12 protein-coding genes are annotated in these 13,643 nt (G+C 46.1%); 5 read left to right on the plus strand and 7 right to left on the minus strand.

Annotated elements, in window-relative coordinates; translation table 11 throughout:
- Positions 1 to 68: 68 nt before the first annotated feature.
- Both pgeF and rluD read right to left on the minus strand, forming a co-directional pair.
- Positions 69 to 749, minus strand: coding sequence for a peptidoglycan editing factor PgeF (pgeF, locus tag UNITIG_RS17395; RefSeq protein ID WP_235015475.1), 681 nt, complete (start codon positions 747 to 749; stop codon positions 69 to 71).
- Positions 750 to 840: 91 nt separating this feature from the next.
- Positions 841 to 1,797 (minus strand): 23S rRNA pseudouridine(1911/1915/1917) synthase RluD, encoded by a 957-nt coding sequence (rluD, locus tag UNITIG_RS17400; RefSeq protein ID WP_101759648.1) that lies wholly within the window; start codon positions 1,795 to 1,797, stop codon positions 841 to 843.
- A gap of 148 nt (positions 1,798 to 1,945) precedes the next feature.
- Here rluD and UNITIG_RS17405 point away from each other — a divergent pair, with 148 nt between their 5' ends.
- From UNITIG_RS17405 to UNITIG_RS17425, 5 genes are all read left to right on the plus strand, one after another.
- On the plus strand, positions 1,946 to 2,830 hold the full coding sequence (locus UNITIG_RS17405; protein ID WP_101759649.1) for an outer membrane protein assembly factor BamD: 885 nt from the start codon (positions 1,946 to 1,948) through the stop codon (positions 2,828 to 2,830).
- Between the two features lie 81 nt (positions 2,831 to 2,911).
- On the plus strand, positions 2,912 to 3,754 hold the full coding sequence (locus tag UNITIG_RS17410) for a DNA ligase (RefSeq protein WP_101759650.1): 843 nt from the start codon (positions 2,912 to 2,914) through the stop codon (positions 3,752 to 3,754).
- Positions 3,755 to 3,849: 95 nt separating this feature from the next.
- Positions 3,850 to 4,680: an ammonia-dependent NAD(+) synthetase gene (gene nadE, locus UNITIG_RS17415; protein WP_101759651.1), complete on the plus strand. Its 831-nt coding sequence runs from the start codon at positions 3,850 to 3,852 to the stop codon at positions 4,678 to 4,680.
- A gap of 132 nt (positions 4,681 to 4,812) precedes the next feature.
- A complete protein-coding gene (locus UNITIG_RS17420; protein WP_101759652.1) occupies positions 4,813 to 6,438 on the plus strand; it encodes a PAS domain-containing sensor histidine kinase in 1,626 nt (541 codons plus the stop codon).
- A gap of 15 nt (positions 6,439 to 6,453) precedes the next feature.
- Positions 6,454 to 7,827: a sigma-54 dependent transcriptional regulator gene (locus UNITIG_RS17425; RefSeq protein ID WP_101759653.1), complete on the plus strand. Its 1,374-nt coding sequence runs from the start codon at positions 6,454 to 6,456 to the stop codon at positions 7,825 to 7,827.
- A gap of 29 nt (positions 7,828 to 7,856) precedes the next feature.
- Here the strand turns inward: UNITIG_RS17425 and ispH are convergent, their stop codons facing one another.
- From ispH to ribF, 5 genes are read right to left on the minus strand one after another with little or no spacing between them, the layout of a single operon-like run.
- Positions 7,857 to 8,816, minus strand: coding sequence for a 4-hydroxy-3-methylbut-2-enyl diphosphate reductase (gene ispH, locus UNITIG_RS17430; protein ID WP_101759654.1), 960 nt, complete (start codon positions 8,814 to 8,816; stop codon positions 7,857 to 7,859).
- 8 nt (positions 8,817 to 8,824) lie between these two features.
- Positions 8,825 to 9,268, minus strand: coding sequence for an FKBP-type peptidyl-prolyl cis-trans isomerase (gene fkpB, locus UNITIG_RS17435; protein ID WP_101759655.1), 444 nt, complete (start codon positions 9,266 to 9,268; stop codon positions 8,825 to 8,827).
- A 37-nt stretch (positions 9,269 to 9,305) separates the two neighbouring features.
- Positions 9,306 to 9,821 (minus strand): signal peptidase II, encoded by a 516-nt coding sequence (lspA, locus tag UNITIG_RS17440; RefSeq protein WP_101759656.1) that lies wholly within the window; start codon positions 9,819 to 9,821, stop codon positions 9,306 to 9,308.
- A 17-nt stretch (positions 9,822 to 9,838) separates the two neighbouring features.
- Positions 9,839 to 12,658: an isoleucine--tRNA ligase gene (ileS, locus tag UNITIG_RS17445; RefSeq protein WP_101759657.1), complete on the minus strand. Its 2,820-nt coding sequence runs from the start codon at positions 12,656 to 12,658 to the stop codon at positions 9,839 to 9,841.
- A gap of 43 nt (positions 12,659 to 12,701) precedes the next feature.
- Complete coding sequence (gene ribF / locus UNITIG_RS17450; RefSeq protein ID WP_101759658.1) at positions 12,702 to 13,631, minus strand: bifunctional riboflavin kinase/FAD synthetase; 930 nt, start codon at positions 13,629 to 13,631, stop codon at positions 12,702 to 12,704.
- Positions 13,632 to 13,643: the final 12 nt, after the last annotated feature.

Consider the following 13,643-nt stretch of genomic DNA (forward strand, 5'->3'; position numbering starts at 1 on the left):
TATTTGATAAGCATTAGATGAGGCCAAATAAGTGTATTTCAAGTTGTAAATATTGATATAAATCAGGGTTATTGCTGTGCAGCTAATTTGTAAATCAGCGTAGCCATACGACCCGTCGCACCATCACGTCGATAAGAATAAAACTGTTGTTGATCTTTATAGCTACAGTATTGCCCACCATAAATATGTTTCATCCCTGCAGCCTCCAACCTTAAACGGGCCAACTGATAAAGGTCGGCGTAATAATGATTGGATTTGTCAGGATTAACGGTAAACGCTTGTTCAGCGAGGCTTAGCATAGCAGCCGCATCAAGGAACTGCGCCCTCACCTCCGCACCTACCTCAAAATGCTGTGGCCCTATCGCTGGCCCCAGCCAGGCCAGTATATGTTCACGAGACTGGGTAAAGGTCGCCAACGTTTCTTCCAGTACCCCAGCCACCAACCCCCGCCAACCCGCATGCGCCGCCGCTACTTGCTGGCCAGATGTATCACAAAAAAGCACCGGTAAACAATCCGCAGTCATTACTGCACAAGCCAGCCCCGCTTGCCGGGTAAAGCTGGCATCGGCAGTTTTATCCCCGTCCACAGCGGCTATAACCACATCGATACCATGCACTTGATTCAGCCACTGGATCTGCTCCAACCCCCCACAATGCTGTAAAAGCTTCTTTCGATTAGCTGCCACTAGCGACGACTTATCACCCACATGCCGGGCAAGATTAAACTGATCAAACGGTGGGGCGCTCACGCCACCTAGCCGGCTAGTCGTTAATGCAATAACGGAGGGCGGCGCGGCCACTCTGGCGTAATAAAACTTTCAGGCGCTAAACTAATCGTGTTCATGCATGGTCTTCTCGCTCCAGCAGCGCCAGTAGCTCCACCATATCGTCAGCCAAAGGTACTTCCCAACTGACGTCTTCATTGCTTACCGGATGAATTAACGATAAGCGCCTGGCATGCAAGGCTTGCCGACCAAAATCCCGCAAGCCGCTTAACAGCTCTTCACTGGCGCCTTTCGGTATTCTGGGCCTACCCGCATACAACTGATCACCGACTAAAGGATGTTTGATATGCGCCATATGTACCCTGATTTGATGGGTACGACCGGTTTCCAACATGCAGCGGATATGACAATGGCTGGTAAAACGTTGTAGCAGACGATAATGAGTAATGGCTTCTTTACCTCCCAGTTTGACCACCGCCATTTTTTGGCGCTGCTTGGGGTGACGACCAATATCTGCGGTGACACTGCCACCACCGGTCATAGTCCCAAATACCACCGCTTCATACTCACGGCTCACTGTGCGCGCCTGTAATTGATTAACCAGATGATTCTGTGCCTGCAGCGTTTTGGCCACCACCATTAGACCGCTGGTATCTTTATCCAGGCGGTGCACAATACCAGCTCGAGGAACACTGGCTAAGTCCGGCGCATGGGCCAATAGTGCATTTAGCAAGGTGCCACTGGCATGACCAGCAGCGGGATGCACCACTAGCCCTACCGGCTTGTTTATAACCAATAACGCATCATCTTCGTAGATCACTTCTAGCGCAATATCTTCAGCCAGCCATCGCTCTTCATTTTCAACTTCAGCCCGCAATACCAGTTGTTCGCCTGACAGCAACTTATCCCTTGGCTTTTTCACTGCGCCATCGACGGTTAACTCGCCACTTTTAATCCACAATTGCAATCTAGCCCGTGAGTAATCAGGAAATAACTGCGCCGCAACCTGATCCAAACGATTGCCGGAACAGGTCTCAGGTACTTCAGCGGCTAACTCTATTGTTTCTGCCATTGGCAATAATTCCCCATATAATCACTGACACCATCACGCAACAGCGTCTAAATTCTAGCTACGCAAGCATGGCTGTGGTTAAATAGCCGCCTGCACCTTTTGCCTGTCACAAACGGGCTATTGTATATGAATGCTTGGAAACCGTTTAATGAACATCACTGCTAGAGCCCTTTTTATCACTCTATTATTCACAATAGGGCTGATGGGCTGCTCATCTGACGATGATCGCCCTCAAGACATGACCGAAAAAGAGCTGTATCAACAAGCTCAAGAAAACCTGAAAGATGAAAGTTTTCAGTCCGCAGTAAGAAATCTGCAATTACTTGAGGCCCGCTACCCATTCGGCCCTTATGCTGAACAAGCGCAATTGGAAATTATCTTCGCCTATTACCGTAGCTTTGAACCCGAAGCGGCGATCGCAGCCGCCGACCGGTTTGTGCGTTTGCACCCGCAGCACCCTAATGTTGATTATGCTTTCTATATGAAAGGGCTATCAAACTATATTGATGGTGAAGGCTTTTTAGACCGTTTCTTACCTACCGACATGACGCAACGGGACCCCGGTGCAGCGCTACAGTCTTTCGAAGATTTCCGCCAGTTGCTCTACCGCTTTCCCGATAGCCCCTATGCCGCAGATGCTAAAGCACGAATGACTTATCTGCGTGCACGCCTGGCCCGCTATGAAATTAATGTCGCCAACTATTATTTCAAGCGCGGCGCTTATCTCGCAGCAGCCAATCGGGGCCGGTACGTTGTAGAAAACTTTCCACAAACTCCTGCTATACCGGATGCCTTAGCTGTCATGGTGCAAGCTTACAAATTACTAGGGCTGGATGAATTAGCTGAAAAATCACTCACTGTTTTGCACAGCAACTATCCCAAACACCCCTCGCTGGATAAAAACGGGCAGTTCATCGACAAATTTACCCTTGCCGAATCCAAACGCTCCTGGGTGAATGTCGCAACGCTGGGTATATTTGACCATAGCGCGCCACCTAAATTTGATAACCGCGCGGAATATCTGATTCGCTAATAGCTAGAAAAATCGCTACCAACAGGATGTGGGTAGCGAGTAAAAGATCCACCTCCTCACAAACTTGCCAAGGAAGGTCAAATGAACCTGAACTACTTTCTCTTATTCATCATCTATTGCTTGTTCCCATTATTCCTACACGCAGCTGATCAGCCCGCGTTATTGCTTGCTGGAAACTATCATCAAGACATCAAGCTGGAACAGTATTGGGTCAGTGAAAAATATGACGGTATTCGAGCCTATTGGGATGGCAGCCAACTGCTGACGCGACAGGGCAACAAAATTCATGCGCCCGAATGGTTTACCCAAGCGCTGCCTTCACAATCATTGGACGGTGAGCTATGGGCTGGCCGAAATAAATTTCAACAAACCGTTTCTACCGTTCGCAAACAACAAGCAGTCAACGAAGAGTGGCAAACCATTACTTATATGATCTTCGATATGCCCGCGATAAACGACTCTTTTGACGTGCGCCTGGAACAACTGCAAGCGTTATTAACGCATGCACCATCATGGATAATCGCAGCACCACAATGGAAAGTCAGCAGCAACCAACAATTACAACTGCAACTCCAGCAATACTGTGACGCCGGCGCCGAAGGTCTCATGCTGCACCGTGGTAAGGCACGTTACCGCTCAGGTCGCTCACAAGATTTACTGAAATTAAAACCCTATCAGGATGCCGAGGCGGTAGTCATCGGCCACAAGGCAGGGCAGGGCAAATATCTAGGTATGATGGGTTCGCTACTGGTTGAACTGCCATCGGGACTGCAATTTTATTTAGGGACGGGTTTCAGCAACCAACAACGGCGCGTTCCTCCTCCAGTCGGTACTGTTATCAGTTTTAAATATTATGGCAAAACTAACAAAGGTATACCACGCCATGCCAGTTTTTTACGCATTCGATCAGACCAAGGATGGTGACTTGCTCAGCACCGCTATTAGCAATTAACTTTTACACAACATCAAAAAAAAGCATAAAATACCTGAAAGTTTAACCACAAATTGAGACGTTACTAATGGATAGAGCAGCCATTTTAAAAGAAATGCAGGTACTACCGCAGATCGATCCAGCGTTTGAAATTCAGCGACGCATAGAATTTATCAAAACCACACTCACCAATAGCGGTGCTAAAAACCTGATACTCGGTATCAGTGGCGGCATCGACTCCTCAACCACTGGCAGGCTCGCACAATTAGCAGTGGAGCAATTAAACCAGCAGCATGACAGCAATGACTACCAATTTATTGCCGTGCGCCTGCCCTATGATGTCCAGCAAGATGAAGAAGATGCTCAAACGTCTCTTGCTTTTATACAACCCTCCAGACAAATTACCGTCAATGTAAAACCCGGTGCTGATGGCATTCACACTGAAGTACTAAATGCGTTAGCCGAACAGAACCTGCAAAGTCAGGATGCCGTTAGTGATTTTTCGAAAGGTAATGTTAAAGCACGTACCCGCATGGTATTACAATACGATATTGCCGGTATGCTAGGCGGCTTAGTATTAGGCACTGATCACTCTGCTGAAAATATTACCGGGTTTTTCACCAAATGGGGGGATGGTGCCTGTGATTTAGCCCCGCTTTTTGGTCTCAGCAAACGGCAAGTCAGATTGGTGGCAAAAACGTTGGGCGCACCGCAGCAACTAGTCGAAAAAACGCCCACTGCCGACCTGGAGTCACTTAGCCCACAGAAAGCCGATGAAGATGCACTAGGCGTCAGTTATGATCAATTAGATGATTATCTGGAAGGTAAGACCGTTGCACCTGCAGTAGCGGCTCATATTGAATCAATTTATGCTAAAACCCAGCATAAACGCTTGCCAATACCCACTATCTACGATTAATCAGATAGCTGCAGCTTAATTGTTAACGGCATCAATAAAATTAATCTACACTACAGTCTAAATGCTCTGTATAGATAATTTTTAACGAAAAAATAAGCCAAACAGATGCTGAAAATTCGAGTTACTTAGACTATGTCAAGCCCAGAAATTACGCTAGATGGTGACCAGCAACAAAACCTGGCGCTGCTAAAAATCTATACCTCTTATCGCGCCATTCTGTGCATTGCCTTATTAAGTACTTTTTTATTGGCGACTGATAAAATTTTAGTTGGCGGCCTCAACCCTGCCCTATTTGTCTTCGTGACTACGCTATATTTATTACTAAATATAATTGGCCTGATAGTCATCCTGCCAAAACGAACGCCTTTAACTAACCAGCAATTATTTGCCCACTTCTTTGTCGATATCGCTGCTATTACACTTATAGCTGACACCAGTAATGGCGTCGGCAGTGGCATAGGAATTTTGCTTGTTGTTATCATCGCAGCTGCAAGCATAATGCTATCAAAACAACTAGCGGCATTAATCGCCGCTATAGCCAGCATCGCCATTATCGGTGACACCGCGCGACTGGTAAACGCTGGCAGCCTCGATATCGCCAGCTTCTTGCCCGCAGGTATGCTGGGCATGATTTTATTTATCACTTCGCTATTGATTCAAAATCTCGCCAACCGTATACGCGGTGCCCAATTACTAGCAGAACAACGTAGCGAAGATGTTAGCCGGCTACAGTCTCTCAACCAAAATATTGTGCAGCGTATGCGTACCGGAATTTTGGTAATCAATGAAGAAGGCATCATCCAACTTGCGAATGCCGCAGCTAGCGAACTCTTGGCCATCCCTGACCTTGAAAAAATATCTGCCTCCAAAAAACATCTACCACCGCAATTAATGGTGCACTTTAAACAATGGCAAGCGAACAATTACTATCGCAGCCCGGGACTACAAATGCTCGATACCGGACCAGAACTGCATGCAAGCTTTTCAGCCTTTAACTTACAAAGTTCAAACGATAACGATACCTTGGTATTTATTGAAGACAACCGACGTATTGCCCAGCAAGCCCAGCAAATAAAATTAGCTTCTTTGGGAAGACTGACTGCGAGTATCGCGCACGAGATACGTAACCCACTAGGTGCCATTAGTCACGCTGCACAATTACTGGCTGAATCCGAACAATTAGCCGACGCCGACAAACGACTTAGCGATATTATTCAAAATCACTCCAAACGAATGAATAAAGTCATCGAAAATGTACTACAACTATCTCGACGTAGCGCACCCAACCCAGAGCGCGTGATACTCGACCAGTGGTTGACGCAGTTTATTAGTGAGTTTGAAAGTAGCGAACCCGGTGAACACCTGATCAAATTAACGGGAGAAAAAGACTGTGCAGCCACGATAGATTGTAGCCAACTATCACAAGTAGTCACTAACCTAGTCCAAAATGGATTACGTTATAGCCTGCAACAAACCGGAAAAGCCACAGTGCAGCTACACATTCACAGTACGACCGATACTAACTTCCCACAACTGGATATCATTGATGATGGTCCGGGAATCGATAGCAACAGCAAGGAAAAATTATTCGAGCCCTTTTATACTACCGAAGCCAAAGGTAGCGGCTTGGGTCTTTATATTTCGCGCGAACTTTGTGAAGCTAACCAGGCACGTTTAGACTATTTAACTAATGAACAAGGCAAGAGCTGCTTCCGTATCAGCTTCCCACACCCTGACCGACGATTACTGACAGAGTAAAGGATTCACCATTGCATGAGTAAAAACCGCGTATTAATTATTGATGATGAACCAGACATTCGTGAATTATTAGAAATCACTCTATCGAGAATGGGGATGGTTACCGATAGTGCCGATAACGTCAGCAGCGCAATATTACTCCTTAAGCAACAGCACTATGACTTATGTTTGACCGATATGAAACTGCCAGACGGTGAAGGACTGGATGTCATCCACTACATCCAGCAACACTGCCAACAAACACCGGTAGCAATGATCACAGCATTTGGTAATACTGAATTAGCCATCGCTGCACTTAAGGCTGGCGCCTTTGATTTTGTTAATAAACCCATTGATCTTGAGCGCTTACGCAGCTTAATTGATGCCGCATTAAAACTCACCGACACTACTGAGCAAGTGGCCACTAGCGGACAAGTACAACTGTTAGGCAACGCTCCTTCTATTCAATCTTTGCGCAGCCAAATTAGTAAACTGGCTCGTAGCCAAGCTCCAGTTTATATCAGCGGTGAATCTGGTAGCGGCAAAGAAGTCGTTGCCAGACTAATCCATGCTAATGGTCCCAGAGGAAGTCACCCGTTCATTCCGGTAAATTGCGGTGCCATTCCTTCCGAATTAATGGAGAGTGAATTCTTCGGCCATGTCAAAGGCAGCTTTACCGGTGCACTGGAAAACAAAAAGGGGTTATTTGAAGCAGCGCAGGGAGGTACTTTATTCTTGGACGAAGTTGCTGACTTACCTTTACCGATGCAAGTCAAACTATTACGTGCTATTCAGGAAAAAGCTATTCGTAAAGTCGGATCTAATGATGAAGTAGCCATTGATGTACGTATACTTAGCGCAACCCATAAAGATCTAGCTAACGAAGTAGACAAAGAACGTTTTCGCAACGATCTTTTTTACCGTATCAATGTAATTGAGTTAAAAGTCCCCCCTCTTCGAAACCGCCAGCAGGACATTACCCTGCTGGCTGATTTCTCATTGGCGCAGCTAGCAAAAGAGTGGCAATTAGAAAAACCATTACTAAGCCCTGAAGCTATTCAAGCCTTAAACAACTACCCTTTCCCTGGAAATGTTAGGGAGTTGGAAAATACGTTAGAACGTGCTTTTACATTATGTGAAGGAAATACCATTCAAGCGGAAGATTTACAGCTCAGCACCCCACAGCCGGATCCCACAACTAATAACAGCAATTCGACTGTTAAAAGCGGACATACCGACATTGAGTTAGCTTTTGGCAATTTAGATAAGTATTTAGAAAACCTTGAAAAAGAAGCTATTTTATTAGCCTTGGAACAAACCCGCTGGAACAAAACAGCGGCGGCGGAGCTACTCGGCATTTCATTTCGACAAATGCGCCATAGACTAAAAAAACTGAGCATTGATGATTAACTATTTCAGGCAGCAGAAATAATTACAACTCAACCTATAATCCTCAACTCCTTCGGCAAGGAAAAAGTAATGTTCTCAGCCCGACCTCTCATTTCCTCTGGTGGCTGAGCGCCTAATTCACATAATCCATCAATCACTTGCCTAACCAGCACTTCTGGAGCTGACGCCCCGGCTGTAATACCAACAATAGTTTTATTATTTAACCACGCTGGCTGAATATCACTCGCGGAATCAATCAAATAAGATTCTGTTCCCATTCTAGCAGCCAACTCGCTCAGACGATTAGAATTAGAACTATTTGGCGAACCCACCACTAATAGCAAATCACACTCTGCCGCTAATTGTTTAACCGCATCTTGACGATTTTGGGTGGCGTAACAAATATCATCTTTTCGCGGCCCCTGGATGGTGGGAAACTTGGCTCTGAGAGCGTCAATAACTTGCGCCGTATCATCCATCGACAATGTTGTTTGGGTAACATACGTGAGTGTCTTAGGGTTTTTTACCTGCAAGCGAGCAACCTGTTCACAATCTTCGATTAAGTAAATCTCACCACCACCAGAGTGATCATACTGCCCCATGGTACCTTCAACTTCAGGATGCCCCTTGTGCCCAATCAATACACACTCATTACCATCCAATGAAAATTTGGCGACTTCCATATGGACTTTTGTTACCAACGGGCAGGTTGCATCAAAGACTTTTAAACTGCGTCGCTTAGCTTCTTCCTGTACGGCTAGTGACACACCGTGCGCACTAAATATGACAATCTTATCATCAGGGATCTCATCCAACTCATCGACAAAAATAGCCCCGCGATTACGTAAATCATCCACCACAAATTTATTGTGGACCACCTCGTGCCGCACATAAATAGGCGCACCAAACACTTCCAGCGCTCGATTGACAATTTCAATAGCGCGATCAACACCGGCACAGAAACCACGCGGATTGGCTAATTTTATTTGTAGGCTATTTGATTTACTCATTACCAAACTCAACCCTGCTCAACCGCAACAATACTTACTTCAAATTGAATGATTTTACCTGCTAGCGGGTGATTAAAATCAACCACAACTTCATCACCAATGACGGATTTTACCACGCCTGGTAATTCAGACTGCGCAGCATCAGCAAAAGAAATAACCATACCTTCGACCAATTCCATGTCTTCAGCAAAATCTTTGCGCCCAAACCTCTGGATATTATTTGGATTTGGCTGACCAAAGCCTTCCTCCGGCAATACTGAAAACTGTTGCTGCTGCCCAGCGGATAAACCGAGTAACTTTTTTTCAAACCCAGCCAGCAAGCTGCCGTCACCCATTGCAAAACTAACGGCTTTTTTATCAAAATTGGAGTCAATCACAGAGCCATCTTCCAGCTTTAGAGAAAAATTCAGGGTGACTCGACTGGCTTCAGAAATTACGTCAGAGGTGATCATAGTTCAGTTAACTCAAGCTATAAATTTTTAACATTTGTTACGATTTTGACTCGGCATTACTTTTATCAGACTGGTGATTGTCAGGATTCATAAACATATCCAATATCATAAAAGCCGCACCGAGGGTGATCGCCGAATCAGCAATATTAAATGCCGGAAAAAAAGACCCTTGGTAATGCACCGAAATAAAATCCACTACATAACCCAAAGCCACTCGATCCCATAAGTTTCCCACAGCCCCAGCAAGGATAAATGACAAACTAGCCGCCAATACTGGCTGCTTACGCGGCAAACGACATAACCAAACGAATAACACAATACTCACCAGTGAGGAAACAGCAGTAAAAAACCAACGCTGCCAGCCCCCTGCATCCGCTAAAAAGCTAAAGGCTGCTCCCGTGTTATGTTGCAATGTGAGATTAAATACCGGCAAAATCTCTACGGGTATACCGTAATTCAATTGCGTACTGGCCAAGTATTTAGTCCATTGATCAAGCGCAACAATAAACATTGCGATCAATAACCAGCCCACAGCCTGTCGATTTAATGACATCACAATAATCCGCAGAGCTACGCGTAAAAACGCTGCTCACCAGCGCCTTCAACATTATCAACACAGCGCTCACACAATTCTTCATGCGCTGCGTTAGCGCCCACATCTTCACGATGATGCCAGCAACGTGCACACTTGGCATGCTCACTTTGTTTAACAGCTATTTCCAAGCCATCTACCTCAGTGGCAACTGCATCTATTGATTCAGCCAAAGGTTTAACCACCGCAGTTGACGTGATCAAAGCAAAGCGCAATTCGTTATCCAAACGCTGCAACAGTTCGGTCAAATCAGTATTGCAGTACAGTATGACCTCGGCCTCCAGGGAGCCACCAATCACCCCCTGACCCCGCTTACTTTCCAGCTCTTTATTGACAGCAGTTTTCACTGCCATCACCGTTTGCCAGTAAGCGGCATTGAATTCACTTTCTGCAGGCAATGTTGCAAGACCTTGGTACCACTGCGCCAAAAATACCGACTCTTCTTTTTCTCCAGGAATATGCTGCCATAGTTCATCTGCGGTAAAACTGGTGATAGGCGCAATCCACCGTACCAACGCCCGAATAATATGATACAAAGCGGATTGCGCTGAGCGTCTAGCCAGGCAATCTTCGTGGGTGGTGTACTGACGATCTTTAATGACATCAAGATAAAAACCACCCAACTCAACCACACAAAAATTATGTAACTTCTGGTAGATGACATGAAACTGATAAGCTTCATAGGCGGCAATAATATCCTGTTGCAAGCGAGCCGCCGCATCGACAACCCAACGGTCCAGGTGCAACATGTTTTCAGCAGGCACCAGATGCTTTTCAGGCTCAAAGCCACTCATATTGGATAATAAAAAACGAGCAGTATTACGGATGCGTCGATAGGAGTCTGCGGTGCGATTAAAGTTTTCATCACTTACCGTCATTTCATTACGGTAGTCCGTTGCAGCTACCCATAAACGAAGAATATCCGCTCCCAGCGTATTCATCACCGTTTGCGGCGCGATGGTATTACCAATGGACTTTGACATTTTGCGACCATCAGCATCGATGGTAAAACCATGGGTTAATACTTCTTTGTATGGCGCACGGCCATTCATCGCAACCGAGGTTAGCAACGATGACTGAAACCAGCCGCGATGTTGATCTGATCCTTCCATATATAAATCGGCGGGAAACCGTAATTCTTCTCGATCACCTAATACCGAAGCATGGGTTACACCGGAATCAAACCACACATCTAAAGTGTCAGTTACTTTTTCGTAGTTCTCCGCATCAGCGTCTAATAACTCAGCAGCATCTAGTTCAAACCATGCATCAATCCCTTTTTGCTCAACTAACAGCGCTACTTTTTCAACTAGCTGTTGCGAATCCGGATGTAGTTCAGCCGTTTGCTTATGAATAAACAAGGCAATAGGCACTCCCCAAGTACGCTGCCGCGAGACACACCAGTCAGGGCGGTTATTAATCATTGAATCAATTCGAGCGCGCCCCCATGATGGTTTCCACGCAACTTTATCGACTTCTTGCAAGGCTTTTTCCAGCAATCCATTTTGTTGCATGGAAATAAACCACTGCGGCGTAGCCCGAAAAATAATCGGGGTTTTGTGTCGCCAGCAATGCGGGTAGCTATGGTTAAACTCAACGTGGTGCAACAGGCGTTTTTTCTCTGCCAGCAATTCAATCACTACCGCATTGGCTTTAAGTACATGCTGACCAGCAAAAATTTCAGTATCGGGCAGATACACACCATTGGAGCCCACAGGGTTATACACCTCAAGACCATAGCGCTGACCGACATTAAAATCGTCAACACCGTGACCAGGCGCGGTGTGTACTGCACCAGTACCAGCATCAGTAGTTACGTGATCGCCTAACACTACGGGTACATGGCGGTCATAAAATGGATGCTGCAACGCCACAAGCTCTAACACTTCACCTTGGCAGCGACCTATCACGCTATAATTCTCAACACCTAAGCGCGCCATCACTGTTGGGACCAAAGCCTCGGCGAAAATCACATTGCGCTTCACTCCATCACTATCAAACGCAACCAGTACATATTCCAGCTCTGGATTAACACTAACCGCCATGCTGGCCGGTAAGGTCCATGGCGTGGTAGTCCAGATGGCAATGGCGACACCACCCTCTATGGGGTCACTAACACCACAAGCAGAAAGTATTACTGAAGCATCTACCGCTTCATAAGCGACGTCAATTGCCGGTGAGTTTTTATCTTTGTATTCAACCTCGGCTTCAGCCAAAGCCGAACCGCAATCCATGCACCAGTGCACGGGTTTAAAGCCTTTCTGCAAATGACCATTGTCAGCAATTTTGCCCAAAGAACGAATAATATCCGCCTCATTTTTAAAGCTCATAGTCAGATAGGGGTTATCCCAATCACCCAACACACCCAAGCGAATAAAATCTTTCTTCTGCCCATTCACTTGCTTCTGCGCATATTCACGGCATTTGCTGCGAAAAACCGACGGTTCAACTTTAACACCAGCCTTGCCTACCTTCTTTTCTACATTCAACTCAATAGGCAAGCCGTGGCAATCCCAGCCCGGGATATAGGGGGCATCAAATCCATTCATGGTTTTTGATTTCACTATCATGTCTTTAATGATTTTATTGACGGCATGACCGATATGAATATCACCGTTGGCATACGGAGGGCCATCATGCAAAATAAATTGGGGCCGCCCTTTGGATGCTTCACGAATCTTGCCGTAGAGATTACTCTGCTGCCATTGCTTTAACGTCTGAGGTTCGCGCTGCGCCAAATTGGCCTTCATCGGGAAAGCTGTTTTGGGTAAATTTAGTGTTGGTTTGTAATCAGTCATTTTGGTTCTACAGTTCCAAAGTCTTTATAAATGCGTTATCAATCTAGCTGGCCTGCAAGTACTCTCGGCCAGTGGCAATATCCTGATGGATTTGCTGTTTTAACTGTTCGATCGAATCGAACTTTTGTTCATTGCGAATTTTTTTCCGAAAAATAACTTCAATCGTTTTACCGTAAATGTCTTGATTAAAATCCAGCAAATGAACTTCCAAAATAGCCGTTAAACTATCATCAACAGTGGGTCGGGTACCAATATTAGCGACACCGCCTTGCAACTGCTTGTCGATTTTCACTTCAACGGCATACACTCCGGATAAAGGCGCCCGCAAACGGTGTAATTGTAAATTGGCCGTCGGCGCATCCAACTGCCTGCCCAGCTGCTGCCCCACTATCACCCGACCGGTAATACTGAATGGCTTGCCAAGCAACTCCTCAGCCAAGTCAAAATTCGCCTCTTCCAACGCTTTACGAATCCGTGTACTACTAACCCGCTCACCGTGAATAGCCAGTGTCGAGGTTGGCACAACATCAAACCCGTACATAGCGCCTTCACGCTTTAGCAAGTCGAAGTTTCCACCACGGTCGCGACCAAAGCGTAAATCATCACCGACAATAATGTGCTTGGCGGCTAAACCATCCACAAAAACCTTATGGATAAATTCCTTTGCGCCCATTTCCCGGAAACCGGGAGTAAACGGTATCCGCAAAACACGATCGATACCAAGCTGCTCAAAGGCTTTAAACTTTTCACGGAAGCTCATCAACCTTGCCGGCGCTTGCTTGGGAGCGAAGTACTCTCTGGGCAAGGGCTCAAATACCACTACTACTGTCGGTAGTGCCAGCGCCTTACCCTGCTCGATCAGCTGCCGCAAAACCGCCTGATGCCCATGGTGGACACCATCAAAAGCACCAATAGTGGTGACACACCCCTGATGGCGAGGGCGCAAATTATGCAGGCCGCGAATTAACTCCATGAACTCTCAAAT

This window comes from Oceanicoccus sp. KOV_DT_Chl (genome assembly GCF_900120175.1).
In the GTDB taxonomy this organism is placed as follows: domain Bacteria; phylum Pseudomonadota; class Gammaproteobacteria; order Pseudomonadales; family Dasaniaceae; genus Oceanicoccus.